Source organism: Pseudomonas sp. NPDC087639 (genome assembly GCF_044743385.1).
In the GTDB taxonomy this organism is placed as follows: Bacteria; Pseudomonadota; Gammaproteobacteria; order Pseudomonadales; family Pseudomonadaceae; genus Aquipseudomonas.
Genome location: NZ_JBIUWI010000017.1, coordinates 1 through 21,370, shown reverse-complemented (window position 1 = coordinate 21,370; position 21,370 = coordinate 1). Strand labels below are relative to the sequence as shown.

The 21,370-nt window shown below is 59.1% G+C and carries 15 protein-coding genes and 1 pseudogene; 9 read left to right on the top strand and 7 right to left on the bottom strand.

The annotated features are described in order from the left end of the window. Window positions 1-3: 3 nt before the first annotated feature. The 5 genes from ACIOVB_RS09735 to ACIOVB_RS09715 all read left to right on the top strand — a co-directional run bounded on the left by ACIOVB_RS09735 (window position 4) and on the right by ACIOVB_RS09715 (window position 10,229). On the top strand, window positions 4-1,167 hold the full coding sequence (locus ACIOVB_RS09735; RefSeq protein ID WP_401267136.1) for an EAL domain-containing protein: 1,164 nt from the start codon (window positions 4-6) through the stop codon (window positions 1,165-1,167). 70 nt (window positions 1,168-1,237) lie between these two features. Then, window positions 1,238-2,566 (top strand): deoxyguanosinetriphosphate triphosphohydrolase, encoded by a 1,329-nt coding sequence (locus tag ACIOVB_RS09730; RefSeq protein ID WP_401267134.1) that lies wholly within the window; start codon window positions 1,238-1,240, stop codon window positions 2,564-2,566. 390 nt (window positions 2,567-2,956) lie between these two features. Next, window positions 2,957-3,583, top strand: a complete 627-nt coding sequence (locus ACIOVB_RS09725) for a response regulator transcription factor (protein ID WP_016985478.1) — start codon at window positions 2,957-2,959, stop codon at window positions 3,581-3,583. An 8-nt stretch (window positions 3,584-3,591) separates the two neighbouring features. Beyond that, the gene (locus ACIOVB_RS09720) at window positions 3,592-7,236 is read left to right on the top strand and encodes a transporter substrate-binding domain-containing protein (RefSeq protein ID WP_401267131.1); all 3,645 of its coding nucleotides are present in this window, start codon (window positions 3,592-3,594) and stop codon (window positions 7,234-7,236) included. Window positions 7,237-7,283: 47 nt separating this feature from the next. Continuing rightward, window positions 7,284-10,229 carry an HD domain-containing phosphohydrolase gene (locus tag ACIOVB_RS09715; protein WP_401267129.1) on the top strand — a complete coding sequence of 982 codons (2,946 nt, stop codon included), beginning with the start codon at window positions 7,284-7,286 and terminating at the stop codon, window positions 10,227-10,229. Here the strand turns inward: ACIOVB_RS09715 and ACIOVB_RS09710 are convergent, their stop codons facing one another. After that, on the bottom strand, window positions 10,230-10,712 hold the full coding sequence (locus tag ACIOVB_RS09710) for a GAF domain-containing protein (protein ID WP_187679564.1): 483 nt from the start codon (window positions 10,710-10,712) through the stop codon (window positions 10,230-10,232). Further along, window positions 10,709-11,599, bottom strand: a complete 891-nt coding sequence (locus tag ACIOVB_RS09705) for an ATP-binding protein (protein WP_401267127.1) — start codon at window positions 11,597-11,599, stop codon at window positions 10,709-10,711. Before ACIOVB_RS09705 ends, ACIOVB_RS09710 begins: the two co-directional genes overlap by 4 nt. A 166-nt stretch (window positions 11,600-11,765) precedes the next feature. On the opposite strand from ACIOVB_RS09705, the gene ACIOVB_RS09700 reads away from it, so the two are divergent. Then, a complete protein-coding gene (locus tag ACIOVB_RS09700) occupies window positions 11,766-14,087 on the top strand; it encodes a response regulator (protein ID WP_401267124.1) in 2,322 nt (773 codons plus the stop codon). Here ACIOVB_RS09700 and ACIOVB_RS09695 read toward each other — a convergent pair. The 3 genes from ACIOVB_RS09695 to msrB form a co-directional block, all read right to left on the bottom strand. Continuing rightward, a complete protein-coding gene (locus ACIOVB_RS09695) occupies window positions 14,071-14,532 on the bottom strand; it encodes a MarR family winged helix-turn-helix transcriptional regulator (RefSeq protein WP_401267122.1) in 462 nt (153 codons plus the stop codon). The two genes, ACIOVB_RS09700 and ACIOVB_RS09695, sit on opposite strands and share 17 nt — an antisense overlap. After that, window positions 14,529-15,014: a glutathione peroxidase gene (locus tag ACIOVB_RS09690; RefSeq protein ID WP_187679568.1), complete on the bottom strand. Its 486-nt coding sequence runs from the start codon at window positions 15,012-15,014 to the stop codon at window positions 14,529-14,531. Before ACIOVB_RS09690 ends, ACIOVB_RS09695 begins: the two co-directional genes overlap by 4 nt. A 102-nt stretch (window positions 15,015-15,116) precedes the next feature. Next, window positions 15,117-15,512 carry a peptide-methionine (R)-S-oxide reductase MsrB gene (gene msrB, locus ACIOVB_RS09685; RefSeq protein WP_401267118.1) on the bottom strand — a complete coding sequence of 132 codons (396 nt, stop codon included), beginning with the start codon at window positions 15,510-15,512 and terminating at the stop codon, window positions 15,117-15,119. Window positions 15,513-15,735: 223 nt separating this feature from the next. On the opposite strand from msrB, the gene ACIOVB_RS09680 reads away from it, so the two are divergent. Together ACIOVB_RS09680 and htpX are read left to right on the top strand one after the other, a co-directional pair. Then, the gene (locus ACIOVB_RS09680) at window positions 15,736-16,947 is read left to right on the top strand and encodes a pyridoxal phosphate-dependent aminotransferase (protein ID WP_401267115.1); all 1,212 of its coding nucleotides are present in this window, start codon (window positions 15,736-15,738) and stop codon (window positions 16,945-16,947) included. A 304-nt stretch (window positions 16,948-17,251) separates the two neighbouring features. Then, entirely contained in the window at window positions 17,252-18,139 is an 888-nt protein-coding gene (gene htpX / locus ACIOVB_RS09675; protein ID WP_007908619.1) for a protease HtpX, read from the top strand. A 126-nt stretch (window positions 18,140-18,265) separates the two neighbouring features. Here htpX and ACIOVB_RS09670 read toward each other — a convergent pair whose 3' ends face one another. Further along, window positions 18,266-18,922 (bottom strand): thiopurine S-methyltransferase, encoded by a 657-nt coding sequence (locus ACIOVB_RS09670; protein ID WP_401267226.1) that lies wholly within the window; start codon window positions 18,920-18,922, stop codon window positions 18,266-18,268. 101 nt (window positions 18,923-19,023) lie between these two features. On the opposite strand from ACIOVB_RS09670, the pseudogene ACIOVB_RS09665 reads away from it, so the two are divergent. Beyond that, a pseudogene (locus ACIOVB_RS09665) lies at window positions 19,024-19,788 on the top strand (DODA-type extradiol aromatic ring-opening family dioxygenase); the annotation flags it as partial. A 131-nt stretch (window positions 19,789-19,919) separates the two neighbouring features. Here the strand turns inward: ACIOVB_RS09665 and ACIOVB_RS09660 are convergent. Then, a partial coding sequence (locus tag ACIOVB_RS09660; protein ID WP_401267113.1) for a DEAD/DEAH box helicase occupies window positions 19,920-21,370 on the bottom strand: 1,451 nt, incomplete at its 5' end.

The following is a 21,370-nucleotide window of genomic DNA, read 5'->3' as shown; positions in this document are numbered from 1 at the left end:
CCCGTGATCGACGGGCAACCGCTCGCCTGTTTTCAGCCTTTCATCGATACCGCCACTGGACGCATCGCCGGCGTCGAAGCCTTGGGCCGCCTGCGCCAGAGCGATGGACAATTGACCTCGGTCGGGCCGCTGTTCGCTGACCCGCGCACGCCGGCCATGGCCCTGCGCCGCCTCGACCGGCAGATCCGCGACAACGCCCTGAGCCGTCTGCATGAAGCCCCGGCTGACTGGTTTCTCAGTCTCAATATGTCGCCGCGCTGGATCAGTCGCCTGCGCCCCGACCAGGCCCTGCCCAGCCTCAAGCAACTGGCGCGACACAACGTTGATCCACAGCGCATTGTGTTCGAGATCACCGAACTGGGCGGCAATGGCCAACGTCTGGCCGAAGTGGTTGCGCGTTATCGCGAGGCTGGGGCACGGATTGCCATTGATGATTTTGGCGCCGGCTATTCGCAACTCGATCGAGTGCTGGCGCTGCAACCGGACATCCTCAAGCTCGACATGCGACTGTTTCAGGCCGCCGCGTTGGGCGGGCCGAGCAGTGATGTGGTCAAGGCCCTGGCGCAAATGGCCGAGAAAACCGGCTGCTGGATCATTGCCGAAGGGGTCGAAACCGAGGCGCAGCTGAATTTCGCTCTGGAATGCGGATCGCGCTACGTGCAGGGTTTCCTGTTCGCTCGGGCGCAGGAGGCGTTCTTTGCCACCGACGCCTTTGTGCAGCGCTTTGCCGAGCTGCGCCAGCGTTACGTTCAGCAGAAGCTCGCCGAGCGTGGGCGATTGATGCAGATGCGCCAGCAACTTAGTGAATTGATGGCGATCCTGCAAAAATGGGCGCAAGCCCGTGCGCCACTCAGTGCATTGCCCCACCTGGAAGCATTTCCATGGCTGCTGCGGTTTTATCAGTGCGACCGCCACGGCACGCAACTGACCCCCAATCTGGAATGGCGCCACAACGGCTGGATCGCCGACAACCGCTATCTGGGACACAACTGGTCGTGGCGTCCGTACTTCTATCATCTGTTGGCCGAAGGTTGGGACGAACGGCGTCTGACCCTCTCCAATACCTACCGAGATGCCACCAGCAACCAGTATTGCCTGACGGCCGGGCAGTTCTTCGACAATGGCGAACGCCTGCTGTTGATCGATATCGATGCTGCAGGATTATAGTTCCGCTTGCAGGCATACGGCTGAACCGGGAAGCTAGGTCAATTCAGTCACCTGACGGAGAGAATCAGCCTTGGATTGGCAAACCCTGCTCAACCGCGAACGCCTCGGAAAGCCGCTGTACAGCCCGCAAGAGCTTGGCCGCAGCCCTTTTCATAAAGACCATGACCGCATCATTTTCTCGGGAGCTTTCCGTCGCCTGGGCCGTAAAACCCAAGTGCACCCGGTCACCAGTAATGATCATATCCACACACGCCTGACCCACTCGCTGGAAGTCAGCTGCGTGGGCCGTTCGCTGGGCATGCGCGTTGGCGAAACCCTGCGCAGTGCCCTTCCCGACTGGTGTGATCCTGCCGACCTCGGCATGGTTGTGCAGTCGGCCTGCCTGGCTCACGACATCGGCAATCCGCCGTTCGGCCATTCCGGTGAAGACGCTATTCGCCACTGGTTTCAGCAAGCGGCCGGGCGTGGCTGGCTGGACGGCATGAGCGAAGCCGAGCGCGGTGACTTCCTTAACTTCGAAGGCAATGCCCAGGGCTTCCGCGTGCTCACGCAGCTTGAGTACCATCAGTTCGACGGTGGCACCCGCCTGACCTACGCCACCCTCGGCACTTATCTGAAGTATCCGTGGACGGCTCGTCACGCCGACTCCCTCGGTTACAAGAAGCACAAGTTCGGCTGCTATCAGAGCGAACTGCCGCTGCTTGAGCAAATTGCCCACAAGCTCGGCCTGCCGCAACTGGAAGACCAACGCTGGGCGCGCCATCCATTGGTGTACCTGATGGAGGCCGCTGACGACATCTGCTACGCGCTGATCGACCTCGAAGACGGTCTTGAGATGGAGTTGCTGGAGTACGCCGAAGTCGAATCCCTGCTGCTCGGCCTCGTGGGCGATGATTTACCGGAAACCTATCGCCAACTCGGTCCGCAGGATTCACGGCGGCGCAAACTGGCGATCCTGCGCGGCAAAGCCATCGAGCATTTGACCAACGCCGCCGCGCGGGCCTTTGTCGAGCAACAGGACGCACTGCTCGCCGGCACGTTGCACGGCGATCTGGTCGAGCACATGCACGGCCCGGCCAAGCGGTGTGTGCTGAACGCCAAGGACATTGCGCGCAAGAAGATCTTTCAGGACAAACGCAAAACCCTGCACGAAATCGGCGCCTATACGACGCTGGAGATTCTGCTCAATTCGTTCTGCGGCGCCGCGCTGGAACAGCACAATGGGCGTACTCCGTCGTTCAAAAGCCGACGCATCCTCGATTTGCTGGGCAACAATGCGCCGGACCCACAAGGTACATTGCACGCATCGTTTTTGCGCATGATCGATTTCATCGCTGGCATGACCGACAGCTACGCCAGCGACATGGCGCTGGAAATGACTGGGCGCTCCAGCCACTGATCCAGCGTATTCAGCCGGCCGGTACCGCCGGCAGGCTGATTACCTGTCGATCATTTTCTACCTGCAATGTCATTTTCGACGAGTGCATTTAGCAGTTTTATGCCGGGATATAACGGCAAAACAACCAACAACAAAAAAGCGACGAATCAGCACACTTAAACAGCGATGAAATAACTATTGACATCCAGCACTTGCAAAACAAACACAGCCAACTATAAGCCGATACCATCCCTGCACTTCCTTACGTTGATCCTAGTTTGGCCGTAGTCCCTTTCCTCATTAATTGTAGGAATTATCCGATAACGCGACTGGAGCCAAGTCAGTTCATGCGAGTGTTCATTCATCTGAGCTAAGGTGCGCGCTTTATTCGTGCTTGTATGGGATTTGATTATGAACTCCGTTTTTATTGTTGACGATCACCCGGTCATCCGTCTCGCCGTTCGCATGCTGCTGGAACATGAAGGTTATAAGGTCGTCGGTGAAACCGATAACGGGGTCGATGCCATGCAGATGGTGCGCGAGTGCATGCCTGACCTGATCATTCTCGACATCAGTATCCCCAAGCTCGACGGCCTGGAAGTGCTGGCCCGCTTCAACGCCATGAGTTCACCATTGAAGACCCTGGTACTGACCGCCCAGTGCCCGACTTTATTCGGTATTCGCTGCATGCAGTCCGGCGCGTCAGGATATGTCTGTAAACAAGAAGACTTGAGCGAACTGGTCAGCGCGATAAAGGCAGTACTTTCCGGTTACAACTATTTCCCCAGCCAGGCGTTGAATCCGGTGCGCAGCGACGATATTCGTTACGCAGAACTGGAACTTTTCAAATCCGTCAATGATCGGGAGTTGATGGTATTGCAACTATTTGCTCAGGGCCGTACCAACAAGGAAATAGCCAAGGGCATGTTCCTCAGCAATAAAACCGTCAGCACCTACAAAAAACGCCTGATGCAAAAACTCAAAGCCAAATCACTTGTAGAACTTATCGAGATGGCCAAACGTAACGCACTCGTGTGAGAGCCCGCATGCCCAGTCGTTTAAAGGACTACTTAATTGCGTTGTGCGCCGGTCTGTACTTGAGCGCCAACGTGTTCGCCATGCCTGGCGCTTCGGCGGACTATGTCTTGCTCAGCCGGTCGGCAAGCGAGTCGGTCCCGGTCGCGCTCGAACAGTCCCAACGGCAGTGGCTGCATGAGCGCAGCGAACTGATACTCGGCACTTCCGCGCCCGACTACCCACCCTTTGACATGACCGTCAGCGGAAAGGATTACGAAGGTCTGACGGCTGACTACGCCGGAATCCTCAGTCAGGCCACCGGTTTGCCAATCCGGGTGCAGCGCTTCCCCTCCCGGGATGCTGCGATTCGCGCACTGGTCGACGGCCAGGTCGACCTGCTCGGCACAGCCAACGGCTTCGAGGCGAGCAACGCCAGCCTCGCGCTTTCCACACCCTATGCCATTGATCAGCCTGTACTCGTCACCCGCGAGGACGAAACCCGCTCACTGAGCGAAGGCCTGGCGGGGCTGCGACTGAGCATGGTCTATCACTATCTGCCGTTGCCCGAGGTCAAGGCGCTGTATCCAAAAGCGCTGATTACCTGCTATCCCTCCTACCAGAATGCAATCAACGCCGTGGCATTCGATCAGGCCGATGTGTTTCTCGGGGATACCATTTCCACGCATTACATGATCAACAAGGGCTACCTCAACAACGTGCGCATGGCCAATTTCGGCAAACAGGAAGCCCAGGGGTTCAGCTTCGCCGTACGCCAAAACAATCCGCACCTGTTGGGCATCATCGACACCGTACTCAAAGCGGTGCCAAGCAGCGAACGCGACAACATCGCCAAACGCTGGAGTGCCGGCAGCGACCTGTTGCTCACCGATCAGAAAATGCAACTGACCCAGCGCGAAGAGGCGTGGCTCAAACAGCACCCTGTCGTGAGCGTGGTGGTCAATGAGGCGTTTGCGCCGCTGACCTTCTTCGACAATGATGGAAATTTTCGCGGCATCAGCGCCGATCTGCTCGAACTGATCCGATTGCGCACCGGCCTGCGTTTCGAGATTCGCCGCAGTCGCAACGACGCGGACATGATCAAGCAACTCGACAGCCATCAAGCCGATCTGATTGCAGCACTGCTGCCGACCGCCGAACGGGAAAAAGCCCTGAACTTCAGTCGCCCTTACCTGGAAAACTCCTATGTTTTGCTAACCCGCAAAAGCGCCGATGGCCCAACCAATCTGGGCCAGCTCAAAGGCAAGCCGCTGGCTATCGCCCAGGGCAACCCGATGGTCGAGTACCTGCGCCGAGAGTTTCCACTCATTCAGTTGATCGAAACGGCCGATACCTTCAGCGCCGTTTCGTTGCTTGCCGAGGGGCATGTCGACGGCGCGGTGAACTCGCTGGTGATCGCCAATTACTTCATTTCTTCGCGGATCTTTGACCATCCATTGCAGATCACCACCACCATCGGCACCGGTCAGGCCGCGTTCTCTCTGGCGACCGCCCGCGACAACAAGGAGCTGGGCTCGATCATCAACAAAGCTCTGCTGAGCATTGCCCCGGAAGAGCTGGGTGTGATCAATGGCCGGTGGCGCGGTTACTCCACCGCCTCCCAGAATATCTGGCACAACTACCAGCGTCTGTTCTATCAAATGATCACTGCCGCTTGCCTGGTTCTGCTGCTGTTGCTGGCCTGGAATGCTTATATGCGACACCAGATCAAACAACGCCAGGCGGCCGAACGTGCCCTTAACGACCAGTTCGAATTCATGCGCTCGCTGGTCAACGGTACGCCGCATCCGATCTACGTTCGCGACCGCCAGGGCCTGTTGCAAAGCTGCAATGACAGCTACCTCGAAGCCTTCAATGCCAAGCGTGAGGACGTTATCGGCAAAAGCGTCATGCAGGGCACCCTGAGCAACGCTTTCGAGGCACAGGCCTTTCAAGCCGATTATCAGCGCGTCGTCGCAGAAGGCACTCCGCTGGTGCTCGACCGGCCGCTGCACATCGGCAACCGCCGCCTGACGATCTATCACTGGATACTTCCCTATCGCGACTCCAGCGGCGATGTGAAAGGCATCATCGGTGGCTGGATCGACATCAGTGAACGCCGCCAGCTGTTCGAAGACCTTCGCGCGGCCAAGGAGCAGGCGGATGAAGCCAACCGCGCCAAAAGCACGTTTCTGGCCACCATGAGCCATGAAATCCGTACCCCGATGAACGCCGTGATCGGCATGCTCGAACTGACGCTCAGACGCATGGACACACAGCATCCGGATCGTTCGTCGATCGATACGGCCTACCATTCGGCAAAGGATCTGCTGGGCCTGATCGGCGACATTCTCGACATTGCACGGATCGAGTCGGGGCGCCTGAGTCTTTGTCCTGAACGGGTCAATCTGGTCGACATGGTGGCGTCGGTTGCCAGAATCTTCGACGGCCTCGCCCGACAGAAGAATCTCGCCCTGCAAGTCATCGTCAACCCGCCGGACCTGGCGGTCGATGTCGATCTGGACCCGCTGCGCTTCAAACAAGTGCTGTCCAATCTAGTCAGCAATGCCATCAAGTTCACCGAGCACGGTCACGTCAGGATTACCCTCGATCTCATGAACACGGAGATGCCTGCACGGGCACTGATGCAACTGACCGTACAGGACAGCGGCGTGGGTATCAGTGCGGAGGATCAGCAACGCTTGTTCGAACCTTTCGCGCAAGCGGAAAACAGCCATCAGCAAGCCAGAAGCGGCGCGGGTCTGGGCCTGGTCATCAGTCGCAACCTGTGCGAAATGATGGGCGGCCAGCTGCAATTGAGCAGCCAGCCCGGAATAGGCACTCAGGTCTGCGTTTCGCTACCGCTGGAAACTCTGCCTGTCCAGGTGAGCACGACCAGAAACGAACCCGCGCTCAAGACTTCGCTAACGCCTCTGCGGGTGCTTGTGGTCGATGACCACCCGGCCAACCGCCTGTTGATGTGTCAGCAACTGGAATTCCTCGGCCATCATTTCAGCCTCGCCGAGAACGGCCGCAGCGGGCTTGAACGGTGGATGGATGGCGGCTTTGATCTGGTGATTGTCGACTGCAACATGCCAGTGATGAACGGTTATGAGCTGACCCGTGCCATTCGCCAGCAGGAGCTGCAGAACCGCTGGCCGCCCTGCACCGTGCTGGGTTTCACGGCCAATGCGCAACCCGAAGAAATACAACGCTGCAAACAGGCCGGCATGGACGACTGCCTGTTCAAACCCTTGAGCCTGAGTCTCCTCAGCCAGTGGGTCGATGGCATCACTCCAGCGTCGCAGCCTGCGGCATTCAACCTGCAAAGCCTTAACCTGTTGACCGGCGGCAACCCGACACAGGCCCGACGACTGCTGGTCGAGCTGCTAAAAAGCAGCCGTCTCGACCGACAGGAACTGCTCGCGCTATCGCCGCGACAAGATCGCGGGGCGTTGGCCGTAGTCGCTCACAAAATCAAGGGCGCCGCGCGCATCGCGCAGGCGACGCAGGTGATCGAATGTTGCAATGCTCTTGAACAGGCCTGCGCGCAGGCTTTGCCAACAGATGAGATCGCCCGCCTCTGCGAGGCGAGCAACAGGGCAATGCTCGAACTGGAGCAAGCCTTGCAACAACAATTGGCGTTGTCTGACCAAAGCACAATGAGCTTGCCTTAACTATGCTTGGCGCTGAGCAGTGAGTTAACCATCATGGAGAACCCGAAATGCCCAGCCCACTGCACCCGGAGCAACGCCGGTTTCCGCTGCACGTACACATCAGTGTCATGTTCACGTTTCTCCTGTTGCTCACAGGCGTGGTGCTGGGGCTGTTCAACTATCGCCAGACGACGCAGATCATCCTGTCGAGTAGCGAGAAACTGTTCGATCGGATCGAGCAGGAAGTGCGCCTGGACATGTCTGCCACCTATCAGCCGATCCGTCACCTGCTGAGCCTGCTGGCGGACAATCCCGCTACCCGGGCTTCGGGGCTTGAACAACGATTGCCGCTGCTCAGGCCGTTCAGCCAGTCCCTCACGGACAACCCGAACCTCGCTTCGCTGTATCTGGGTTATGCCAACGGCGATTTCTTCATGGTGCGCCCGCTACGCAACGCGGCCCTGAAAACACTGCTCAGCGCCCCCGAAGCGGCGGCGTATCAGGTCTGGAGCATCGAGCATGACCCGCGCGGCGAAGTGCGCTCGCAGTCACTGTTCTTCGATCAGGCATTGACGCCGATCAGCCGGCAGGACAATCCCCGGGATCCCTACGATCCGCGCGACCGCGCCTGGTACATCAATGCCCGCCAGCAAACCGAACAAATCACCACAGAGCCCTACGTCTTTTTCTCAACCCACAACGTCGGCACTACGCTGGCCCGACGCAGTGGCGAAAACGCGGTCATTGGCGCCGATCTGACGCTGGTAGCCCTGTCTGCCACCTTGCGTAAACATGTCGTCACACCGTCCACCGAAATCGCCCTGTTCGATTCCGACGGCAACGCCGTGGCCTACCCCGACAGTAGCCGACTGATCGTTAATGACAGCACCGCACACCTGGCCAAAGTGGCTGACTTGAGTCCGAGCCTCAATAGGCTGCTGTCCGCTGAGCACACCGGCAATCGTCTGAATGCCGATGGCCGGCAATGGATTGTCGCCCGCAGCAGCATTCAGGAAGGCGGTCCGAAAGGTTTGCAGCTGGCGTTGCTAGTGCCGGAAGACGAATTGCTGGCCGATGCCTATCACATGCGCTGGCAAGGTGCGCTGATCACCCTCGCCACCTTGCTGCTGTGCCTGCCACTGGGCTGGCTGATCTCACGAATTCTGGTCAAGCCCTTGCACGCGCTGGTCAAGGAAGCCGATGCGATTCGCAGTTTCGACTTCAATTTTCCGCTGGCTCGACGCTCGCCGGTGCTGGAAGTCGACCAGTTGAGCGTGTCGATGGCGCGGATGAAAGACACCTTGGCGAGCTTCTTCCGGATCACCGACAGCCTGTGTGCCGAAACCCGATTCGCACCGCTGCTGCAACGGGTGCTGTTTGAAACGGTGCAGATCGCCCAGGCTCAGGCAGGGCTGATTTATCTGCGTGAACACGACGGCAGTCGCATGGAGCCTTACGGTCTGGTAATCGATGGCGCGCCACAAGCACTGGAGGCGTTCGACATTCAGGGCCACGACCTGCAAGAGCGCGCGGGTCCGGCGTGGTTTGAACAACTGGTCAGCGCCGACAACGTGGTGAGCAACTTAGGTTTCGAAAACGCCGGGGATTTGCAGAAAGTGCTGCTGGCAATGGCAGCGCCGAGGATCCATCTCATCGGTATCCGTCTGCGCAACCGCCACAACGAAACCATCGGCCTTTTGATCCTGTTGATCAACGACAGCGGCACCCCGGCCGATCTGGAAAAACTGCGCCCCGACCGTATCGCCTTCTTGCAAGCGGTGTCCGGCGCTGCGGCGGTGAGCATCGAGAGCCAGCGCCTGCAAGCCAGACAGAAGCAATTGCTCGATGCCTTCATTCAGTTGCTCGCCGGGGCCATCGACGCCAAGAGCCCGTATACCGGCGGACATTGCCAACGCGTACCGGAACTGACGCTGATGCTCGCTCAAGCCGCGGCAGCGAGTCAGGCGCCCGCCTTCAGCACTTATCAGCCCAGCGAGGACGAATGGGAAGCCTTGCACATTGCCGCGTGGCTGCACGACTGCGGCAAGGTCACGACGCCGGAATACGTGGTCGACAAAGCCACCAAACTGGAAACCATCAACGATCGCATCCACGAGATCCGAACCCGTTTCGAAGTGCTCAAGCGCGATGCCTGGATCAATTACTGGCAGGCGCTGGCCCTGGGTGGAGACGAAGCGACGCTGGCCGAAATGCGCGAGCAGACCTTGTGCGCACTGGACGCAGACTTTGCCTTTGTCGCCCGTTGCAACCTGGGCAGCGAAGCGATGGCCGAGGCAGATTTGCAACGTCTGAATGATCTGTCCCAACGCACCTGGCTGCGCACGCTGGACGACCGCCTGGGCGTGTCGTGGGAAGAAAACAAGCGTCAGGCCCGAACCCCTGCGCCAAACTTGCCGGTCAGTGAAAAGCTGCTGGCGGACAAGCCAGAACATTTGCTCGATCGCGATAAAAACGAGTTAATCCCTGAAGACAATCCGTGGGGCTTCAAGCTGGATGTGCCGCGCCACAAATACAATCGCGGCGAGTTGTACAACCTGAGCATCGCCCGCGGCACACTGACCCGCGAAGAGCGCTACATCATCAATCACCACATGGTGCAGACGATCATGATGCTCAGTCACCTGCCCTTCCCCGGCCACCTCGACAGCATTGCCGAAATCGCTGGTGGGCATCATGAAAAAATGGACGGCACCGGCTACCCCAAACGCCTGAAGCGCGAAGAAATGAGCCTGCCGGCACGGATGATGGCGATCGCCGATATTTTTGAGGCGCTGACCGCTGCCGATCGCCCGTACAAGAAAGCCAAGTCATTGAGCGAGGCATTGGGAATCATGGCGACCATGTGCCGCGAGGCGCACATCGATGCGCAGTTGTTTGGATTGTTCATCAACGACGGCGTGTATATGCAGTACGCCGAGCGCTTTCTCGATCCTCGGCAGATCGATGCCGTGGACACGGCCAGCCTGTTGCACAAGGCTGGCCTTGGCGCGTGATCAGCAGTCGGTCAGACGCAGGAAAATCGCCGCCAGTTGCTCGATTCCTGCCTGGTCCTGTGCACCGAAACGGGCGAGCTTCGGGCTGTCGAGATCGAGCACGCCGATCAGGCGACCCTCTTTGACCAACGGCACCACCAACTCACTGTTCGAGGCGCTGTCGCAGGCGATATGGCCGGGAAACGCATGCACATCTTCAACCCGCTGCGTCTGCAGGCTGGCCGCCGCCGCGCCACACACGCCGCGCCCAAACGGAATGCGTACGCAAGCGATCTGGCCCTGGAACGGGCCGAGTACCAGCTCTTCGTTGCGATTGAGGTAAAAACCGGCCCAGTTCAGGTCATCGAGCTGGTTGAACAGGAATGCCGAGAACTGCGCGGCGTTGGCGATAAAATCGCGCTCGTCCGCCAGCAGCGATTCCAGTTGTGCAGCCAACATGCCATAGCCTTCGAGGCCTTGGCCGCTTTGTTGCAAATCAATCATGGCTTGTGCTCCAACAATTTCAGTCCCACCCAGTAACGGGCGAATTGGTATGCGCAACGTCCGTTGCGATTACCGCGGCCGGTGGCCCAACGCACGGCGAGAATTTCCAGCTCTTCGTCGCGCTGCCAGCTCAGACCAGCCTTGGCGGCCAGTTGGCCGATCCAGTGTTCGACGACGTTGAGGAAGTGTTCTTGAGTAAACGGATAAAACGACAACCAAAGACCAAAACGGTCCGACAGCGCGATCTTGTCTTCCACCGCTTCGCTGGGGTGCAGTTCGCCGTCGACGCGTTTCCAGTTTTCGTTGTCGCTTTCCTTCTCCGGCACCAGGTGGCGACGGTTGGAAGTGGCGTACAGCAAGACGTTGTCCGGCGCCTGTTCCAGCGAGCCGTCGAGCACGCTTTTGAGCACGCGGTAATCGCCCTCACCGGATTCGAACGACAAGTCATCGCAAAACAACACAAAACGTTGCGGCAGTTTGCCGATCTGCTCGACCACCCGCGGCAAGTCGGCCAGATGGTCGCGCTCGATCTCGATCAAACGCAGGCCCGACTCGGCGTGTTCAGCGAGCAACGCCCTTACCAGCGAGGACTTTCCGGTCCCACGCGAGCCCCAGAGCAGCGCATGGTTGGCCGGCATGCCATCAAGAAATTGCTGGGTATTGCGCCCCAGTTGTTCCAGTTGCCGGTCAACACCGATCAGGTCGGACAAACGCATATCAAGGCTGACTTCCAGCGGCAGCAAATATCCGCTGCGGCCGTCACGCTGCCAGCGCGCGGCCAGGCAAGTGCCCCAGTCGATCACCGGGCGCGGCGCCGGCAACAACGGTTCGATCCGCGCCAGAACCGACTCGGCACGTTCAAGAAAAGCATTCAATCGGGAATCCACATCTTCTCCTCGGGCACGTTCACAGTGATGATGGCGATCCAGCGACGACTCGCGGATCAAAATTCCCGCCCCGTGCCTTGTTACAAGGCGATTCGGGAACCTCGGTATCGATACATGATCGACTATGCTTGAGCAGCGAAGGGAAACGGAAGTGGTTCAACACCCCATGGATATCAAATTCACCCACCGGCTGTCGTACAAACAAGCCAGGCTTACTGTGCTGGTCGGGTTCATTCTGGGCACGCTGCTCAGCCTGCTGCAAATCGGCATCGATTATGCCAGCGAAGACGCCTCCATCAACCGTGAAATCCTGTCTTTGCTGGAAATCAGCCATAACCCGGCATCACGTATCGCCTACAACATCGATGCCGAACTGGCTCAGGAACTCACCCTGGGCCTGTTGCGTTCACCGGCAATCATTTCGGCGCAGTTGACCGACAACAACAATACCGTGCTGGCCAGCGTCAAACGCCCTGAGCTGCAAAGCAGCTATCGAATGATCAGCGACTTCCTGTTCGGTGCCAAACGCCAGTTCGAAGATCGCCTGTATCTGGACCATCTACCCAACGAATCGCTGGGTGTCTTGAGCCTGGAAGTGGATACCTATGCCTTCGGCAGCCGCTTCCTGCGCCGGGCCGAGATCACCCTGCTCAACGGGTTCGCCCGCAGCCTGATCCTGACCGGGCTCCTGTTGGCGCTGTTCTACGTGATGCTCACCAAACCGCTGGTGCGGGTGATCCGCGAACTCAGCGGGCGCGATCCGCGCAGCGCCGAAGCGACCACGCTGGAGTGTCCGGCCGGACACGCCAACGATGAAATCGGCGTGCTGGTCAAAGTCGCCAATCAGCAATTCGAGAACATCGCCACCGAGATCCAGCAGCGGCGCAACGCGGAAAACCGTCTGACCGACTACCTCGGCCAACTGGAAACCATCGTCTCGGCGCGAACCGCCGAACTCAAGGCCATCAACGCGCGGCTCAGCCAGTCCAATGAGGAACTCGAAGTCGCCCGCAGCACGGCACTGGAAATGGCCGAAGCCCGCTCGGCGTTCCTCGCCAACATGAGCCATGAGATCCGCACGCCGCTCAACGGACTGCTGGGGATGATCGCGTTGTCGCTCGACGGGCCACTGAACGCCGAGCAGCAGCAACAACTGTCGATCGCCCACGACTCGGGAAAAGTGCTGGTGGAGTTGCTCAACGATATTCTCGACCTGTCAAAGTTCGATGCCGGGCAACTGGAGCTTGAACACATTCCGTTCGATCTCGGCTCATTGATCGAAGACACCGCCAACCTGCTCTCGCAAAACGCGGCGCCGAGCGTCGAGCTGACCTGCCTGATCGATCCGCATTTTCCGGCGCTGGTACTGGGGGATCCGACCCGGGTCCGACAGATCGTCAGCAACCTGCTGTCCAACGCGCTGAAATTCACTCGCTTCGGTCGGGTCGATGTGCGCTTGTCGGCCTACCAGGATGGCGTGCGTATCGAAGTCTGCGACACCGGTATCGGCATCGCACAGGAAGCCCAGGTGAGAATCTTCCAGCCGTTCACTCAGGCGGGCGCAGGTATCACCCGTCAGTACGGCGGCACAGGACTGGGGCTGGCGCTGACGTACAACCTATGCGAAGCGATGCGGGGGCGCCTGACCATCAGTTCAGAGACCGGTTTCGGCAGTCAGTTCTGCGCCGAACTGCCACTGCCCTGCCATACGCGCGCGCTGGCTCCGGCGCCTCTGCAGGGCAAAGTCCTCGCCATCACCCCGGCCAGCAGTGGCCTGGCCGAGTTGTTAAGAAGCTTGCTGCCGGTCTGGGGGCTTGAGTATGAGCAACGCACCCTCGACGACTCACTGTTGGGCGTGACGCCGGACGTGGTGATTACCGACTGTCCGGAGTGTCTGTTCGGGCTGCGTCCTACACTCGGCGCGCCCATTCTGCTGGTAACGGCCTATGGCAGTTTTCTGCCCAGCGAAGAGGCGGCAGCCCTCGCCCCACTGCAACAGCAGGCACGACCGCTGGCGCGTAACGCGCTCTACCAGAACCTGCGACGGACCCTGCAACCGGACGTCGCCACTATCAGCGACGCACAGCTGGAAACTTTGCCATCCATACGACGCGGTCGGGTGCTGCTGGTCGAAGACAACCCGGTCAATCAACTGGTCGCCAAAGGCATGCTCGGCAAACTCGGCTGTGATGTCATCGTCGCCGCCCATGGCGCCGAAGCACTGGATCAACTGGAATATCAGGCCTTCGATCTGGTGTTGATGGACTGCAACATGCCGGTCATGGACGGCTACGAGGCGAGCCGGCAGATCCGCCAGAGCGGGCGATGGCCGGACCTGCCAATCGTTGCCCTGACGGCCAATGCCATGTCTGAAGAACGCGAACGCTGCCGGGCCGCGGGCATGAGCGACTATCTGGCCAAGCCGTTTCGCCGAGAAGAACTGGCGGCGCTGCTGGATCAGTGGATCCGGACTACGACAGCGCCTTGATCTGCCCCAGTAACTGATCGAGACCGTCGCGCAATGCGTTGAGTCGGTCCAGATCGACCCCGCTGTCGCACAGCAGGCGGGCCTTGAGTGGCCCGACCTGTTCGCGCAGCAATTGCCCTTCTGGCGTCAGACTCAAATGCACTTCACGTTCATCGCGCACCGAGCGCTGACGCTGAACCAGTTGCAAATGCTCCAGACGCTTGAGCAATGGCGTCAGCGTTCCGGAATCCAGCGTCAGACGCTCACCCAAAGCCTTGACGGTCGGTTGCTCCGGCCCGCACTCCTGCCATTCCCACAACACCAGCATCGCCAGATACTGCGGATACGTCAGGCCAAGCTGATCAAGCATCGGCTTATAGCCGCGAATCACCGCCCGGGACGCGGCATACAACTTGAAGCACAACTGACTGTCGAGCTTCAGCGAATCAACGGGCAGGTTGTTCATTTGAGCAGGGCTTCGATCTCGCGACTCAGATCCTGCGGCTTGGTGGCCGGAGCGAAGCGCTTGACCAACTGGCCATCCTTGCCGATCAGAAATTTGGTGAAGTTCCACTTGATGCCTTGCGAGCCCAGTACGCCGGGAGCGCGCTTCTTCAATTGCACAAACAGCGGATGGGCTCCGGCGCCATTGACTTCGATCTTCTTGAACAGCGGGAAGCTGACACCGAAATTCAATTCGCAGAACTCACTGATTGCACCCTCGTTGCCCGGCTCCTGCTTGCCGAACTGGTTGCACGGAAAGCCCAGCACCACCAGGCCTTGATCCTTGTAGGTCTGCCACAGCGCTTCCAGACCTTTGTATTGCGGAGTGAAACCGCACTTGCTCGCGGTATTGACCACCAGCACGGCTTTGCCGGCGAAATCGGCCAGGGTCTTTTGCTCACCCTTGATGGTGGTGCACGGGATATTCAGCAAGTTGTCGCTCATGAGACGGGCTCCTCAGATCATCGGGAAAGACCAAACATAGCGAGCAATTAAATTGCGTGCAATTTAATTATCAGAAAGGCGACCCTCGGGCCACCCGATCACCTACTCGCGGGGCACCAGATCCAGGCACACCGAGTTGATGCAGTAACGCAAACCGGTCGGTGGCGGGCCATCCGGGAACACGTGCCCCAGGTGCGCGTCACAACGGGCGCATTTGACTTCGGTACGAATCATGCCGTGGCTGATGTCGCGAATCTCGGTCATGGCGCTTTCACCGATCGGCGCGTAAAAGCTCGGCCAGCCGCAGCCGGAATCGAATTTGGTATTGGAATCGAACAGTGCCTCGTTGCAGCACACGCAGTGATAAACACCGTCGGTTTTGGTGGCGTTGTATTTGCCGGAGAACGGTCGCTCGGTCGCACTGAGGCGACAAACCTCGTACTGCTGCGGATCGAGCATGGCTTTCCACTCTTCCAGGGTTTTTTCCAACTTTTCCATCATCACACCTCAGCGGCTGAAAAAGCCCGATCTGTACCTTTTCCACGGATCGGGCGGCACGTATGATTGCGCCTCGTCACGCGCCAGTCTGGCAGCCAGACCGGGCGCATTCAAACGGATTCTCGGAGCCACGGCTCAGACGTCCGCCTGTGTGAAGACGCAGGAATCCCAGTACGGTTGTCCATCCGCCGCCTGGATCGTTCATTTTCGGGATCACATCGCCATGCAGTTCAGCAAATCGAACAAGCTCGCCAACGTCTGCTACGACATTCGCGGCCCGGTGCTAAAGCACGCCAAACGTCTGGAGGAGGAAGGCCAGCGCATCCTCAAGCTGAACATCGGCAACCCGGCGCCGTTTGGTTTCGAAGCGCCGGACGAAATCCTTCAGGATGTGATCCGCAACCTGCCGACCGCGCAAGGCTACAGCGACTCCAAAGGTCTGTTCAGCGCGCGCAAGGCCGTGATGCAGTACTACCAGCAAAAGCAGGTAGAAGGTGTCGGTATCGAAGACATCTACCTGGGCAACGGCGTGTCCGAGCTGATCGTGATGTCCTTGCAGGCACTGCTCAACAACGGTGACGAAGTGCTGGTGCCAGCGCCGGACTACCCGCTATGGACCGCCGCCGTCAGTCTGGCCGGCGGCAACGCCGTGCATTACCTGTGCGACGAAGGCGCCGACTGGTTCCCGGACCTGGCCGACATCAAGGCCAAGATCACCCCGAACACCAAGGCCATGGTGATCATCAACCCGAACAACCCGACTGGCGCGGTGTATTCAAAAGAAGTGTTGCTGGGCATGCTCGAGCTGGCCCGTCAGCACAATCTGGTGGTGTTCTCCGACGAAATCTACGACAAGATTCTGTACGACGACGCCGTGCACATCTGCACCGCCTCGCTGGCTCCGGACCTGCTGTGCCTGACCTTCAACGGTCTTTCCAAATCCTATCGCGTGGCCGGTTTCCGCTCCGGCTGGATCGCGATTTCCGGGCCGAAGCACAATGCCCAGAGCTACATCGAAGGCATCGACATGCTGGCCAACATGCGCCTGTGCGCCAACGTGCCGAGCCAGCATGCCATTCAGACCGCACTGGGCGGCTATCAGAGCATCAACGATCTGGTGTTGCCGCAGGGTCGCCTGCTGGAGCAGCGCAACCGCACCTGGGAGCTGCTCAACGACATTCCCGGCGTGAGCTGCGTCAAGCCAATGGGTGCGCTGTACGCCTTCCCACGGATCGACCCGAAGGTCTGTCCGATCCACAACGACGAAAAATTCGTCCTCGACCTGCTGCTCTCCGAAAAGCTGCTGGTGGTGCAAGGTACAGCGTTCAACTGGCCGTGGCCGGATCACTTCCGCGTCGTCACACTGCCCCGCGTCGATGATCTGGAAATGGCGATTGGCCGTATCGGCAGCTTTATCAAGTCATACCGCCAGTAACTGGCCAGCAGTGCGCAACGACCCAAACGTTGCGCACTGTCTGATTCAGCAACACTTCTGCATTACCCACATCCACACGCCTTCTACACTTGCGTTTCGTACCGGTTACCTGCGTCTGACGCAATGGCGACGGGTCGCGACTGCCCGTCGTCCGTGTCGGTGTCTGTCGTGGGAAACAGGTCGCGCGCCGAGGAAACTGCTGTAGGACACAGTTTGAAATAGTCACCCAGTTGAATAGCCGGGTGCCGCACCTTATATACCCCGCAGTACGCTACATCTTTAGCTTGAGGAGATTTCTACAACCATGATGCGCATCCTGCTGTTTTTGGCCACTAACCTGGCGGTCGTGCTGATAGCCAGCATCACCCTGAGCCTTTTCGGCTTCAACGGGTTCATGGCGGCCAACGGGGTTGATCTCGACCTTAGTCAGCTGCTGGTTTTCTGTGCGGTCTTTGGTTTCGCCGGCTCGCTGTTCTCGCTATTCATCTCCAAGTGGATGGCGAAGATGAGCACCGGTACCCAGATCATCAGCCAGCCACGTACCCGGCATGAGCAATGGCTGCTGCAAACCGTTGAGCAATTGTCCCGCGAAGCCGGGATCAAGATGCCCGAAGTCGGTATTTTCCCGGCCTACGAAGCGAACGCGTTCGCCACGGGCTGGAACAAGAACGACGCATTGGTCGCAGTCAGCCAGGGCCTGCTCGAACGGTTTTCGCCCGATGAAGTGAAAGCCGTGCTGGCCCACGAAATCGGCCACGTCGCCAACGGTGACATGGTCACCCTGGCGCTGATCCAGGGCGTGGTGAACACCTTCGTGATGTTTTTCGCGCGGATCATCGGCAACTTCGTCGACAAGGTGATCTTCAAGAACGAAGAAGGCCAGGGCATTGCCTACTACGTGGCAACCATCTTCGCCGAGCTGGTACTGGGTATTCTGGCCAGCGCGATCGTCATGTGGTTCTCGCGCAAACGCGAATTCCGCGCAGACGAAGCCGGTGCGCGTCTGGCTGGCACCAGCGCAATGATCGGCGCCCTGCAACGCCTGCGCGCCGAGCAGGGTCTGCCGGTGCACATGCCGGACACCCTGAACGCCTTTGGCATCAACGGTGGCATCAAACAGGGCTTCGCCCGCATGTTCATGAGCCACCCGCCGCTGGAAGAGCGTATCGACGCATTGCGTCGTCGCGGTTGATCAGACTGGCGTAAAAACAAGAAGGCCCGCAGTGATGCGGGCCTTTTTTTTGCTTAGAGTAATGGGTTGTTCCCACTGGCCTGATTGCTGGCTTGCCAACGATGAGGCCGGAACAGCCAACACAAACTAACGAGGCGAAATACGGTAAACCCGCTCCGCCAACCGCGTCACCCCGGCCTGCAGAAACTTCCCGCTCTCACTCAGCACATCCTGCTCTTCCAGCACCCGCACCTGCCAAGCACCGCCCAGCAACCGCTGCACCTCATCATCCACCACTGCAAACGGCGGCCCGGGCATCTGCGCCTGATCGTAATCCAGCGTAATCAGCAACCCTTGCACTCCCTGCGGCAGGATCTGCTGAAGATGCGCCACATAGCGCTCACGCATCGGCGGCGGCAGGGCTATCAGCGCTGCCCGGTCGTACAGCGCCGTGCAATCAGCCACATCCTCTGCCGTGAGCGTGAAGACATCACCGCACCACAATTCAATGGAGTCGGCGCGATAGACCTTGAACCCGTCTTTCTCGCTAACCTGCGGCTGTACATGTTGCTCACTGAAAAAGGCCTCAATGGCCTTTTCCGACAACTCAATCCCGAGCACCTGATGGCCACGCTCAGCCAACCACAGCAAATCCAGACTTTTCCCACACAACGGAACCAACACCCGCGCCTGCGCAGGAATCGGGAGGTCAGGCCAGTGTCGCTGTAGATGCGGGTTCACCTCAGACAAATGAAAACCGATCTGGTCCGAAGCCCACTTCTTGTGCCAAAACTCAGGCTGCATGAATCCCCCTAAAAATTCGATCAAAAAGCGTTAAAACTTATATTAGATTTAGATCAATGATGTGACTGATGATGAGCCATCTTAACGCTCAGGAACCCATCATGTTTCCCAGCCTGTTTATTTCCCATGGTTCACCCATGCTTGCGCTGGAGCCCGGCGCGAGTGGCCCGGCGCTAGCCCGACTGGCCGCTGAACTGCCCCGACCTAAAGCTATCGTGATCGTCTCCGCACATTGGGAGAGCCACGAATTGCTGGTCAGCAGCCATCTGCAGCCCGAGACCTGGCATGACTTCGGCGGCTTCCCTCGGGCGTTGTTTGAAGTGCAGTACCCGGCGCCGGGCAATCCGCAATTGGCTGCCGAAGTCGCCGAGTTGCTGAGCGCCAACGACCTGCCGGCACGCCTCGATCCGCAACGGCCGTTCGACCACGGCGTGTGGGTGCCGCTGTCGCTGATGTACCCGCAAGCGGACATTCCGGTGGTGCAGGTTTCGCTGCCGAGTCGCGGCGGTCCAGCGCTGCAAACCCGTGTTGGTCGTGCGTTGGCAGGCTTGCGTGAACAAGGGATTTTGTTGATCGGCTCGGGCAGCATCACCCACAACCTGCGCGAGCTGGACTGGCATGCCGGTCCGGAAAGCGTGGAGCCGTGGGCAAAAGACTTCCGTGACTGGGTGATCGAAAAGCTTGCGACCGATGATGAAGCGGCGCTGCATGACTACCGCCAGCAGGCACCGAACGCGGTGCGCAGCCATCCGAGTGATGAGCATTTGTTGCCGTTGTACTTTGCCCGGGGTGCCGGGGGTGAATTCAGTGTGGCGCATAAGGGATTCACCATGGGTGCGCTGGGTATGGATATTTACCGCTTCGGCAAAGGCAAAATCAAAAGATCGCAGCCTTCAGCAGCTCCTACCCTGCGATCTTTTGATCTTTCAAACAGGCAAAAAAAATCCCCGAACCAGTCGGGGATTTTTTATGTTCGATCAATCAGCCCAAGGGCGGATCAATCTTCGCGATAGCGACGCAGTTTCAGCTGCTTACCAGCAACGCGAGTGTCCTTCAGCTTGGTCAGGAGTTTGTCCAGACCATCTTCCGGCAGCTCAACGAGGCTGAAGCTGTCACGCACCTGAATGCGACCGATCGCTTCACGGGCCAGACCACCTTCGTTGAGGATGGCGCCCAGCAGGTTCTTGGCGGCGATACCGTCACGCGCACCCAGCGCGGTACGGCAACGAGCACGGCCTTCACCCAAAGGCATTGGCGCACGACGCTCGCGGTCACCACGATCCGGACGATCACCGGTACGCTCAGGACGGTCGCCACGCGGTGCGTTGTTCGGCACCAGTGGACGTTCCTTCTCGATTGCAGCCAGGTTCAGCGCTTGACCGTTAGTGGCCTTGCGCAGCAGAGCAGCAGCCAGAGCACGCGGGGTGCAGCCGATGTCCGCGGTCAGACGATCGAGCAGTTCACCGTGAGTCGATTCGGCATCAGCGACCAGCGGCGACAGGCTGTTGGTCAGTTTCTTGATGCGCGCATCGAGAACAGCCTGAGCGTCCGGCAGACGAACTTCAGCCACTTTCTGACCGGTTACACGCTCGATCACTTGCAGCATGCGGCGCTCACGCGGAGTCACCAGCAGCAGCGCACGACCTTCGCGACCGGCACGGCCGGTACGGCCGATACGGTGAACGTAGGATTCCGGATCGTACGGCATGTCCACGTTGAAAACGTGGGTGATGCGCGGAACGTCCAGACCACGAGCAGCAACGTCGGTCGCAACAACGATGTCCAGACGGCCATCCTTGAGCGAGTCGATCACGCGCTCACGCTGGTTCTGGGCGATGTCACCGTTCAGCGCAGCGGCTTTGTAGCCTTTGGCGTCCAGGGCACTGGCCAGATCCAGAGTCGCTTGCTTGGTGCGCACGAACAAGATCAGAGCGTCGAAGTCTTCCACTTCCAGCAAGCTGAGAACGGCCGAAGTCTTCTGGTCAGCGTGAACCAACAGGTGAGCCTGTTCGATCGCGGTAACGGTCTGGGTCTTGGTCTGGATCTTGACGTGTTGCGGATCGCGCAGGTGGCGTTCGGCAATGGCGCGGATCGACTGCGGCAGGGTAGCCGAGAACAGAACGGTCTGACGGGTCGCTGGCAGAGCCTTGAAGATGACTTCCAGGTCATCCATGAAGCCCAGCTTCAACATTTCGTCAGCTTCGTCGAGAACCAGGTGGTTCACGGTCGACAGCACTTTCTCGTCGCGACGCAGGTGGTCACACAGACGACCCGGGGTAGCGACAACGATCTGCGCGCCATTACGGATTGCTTTCAGTTGCGGGCCCATCGGCGCGCCGCCGTAAACGGCCACAACGGTAACGCCTGGCATTTGCTTGGCGTAGGTTTCAAAAGCGGTTGCTACTTGCAGCGCCAACTCTCGGGTTGGCGCCAGGATCAGGGCTTGCG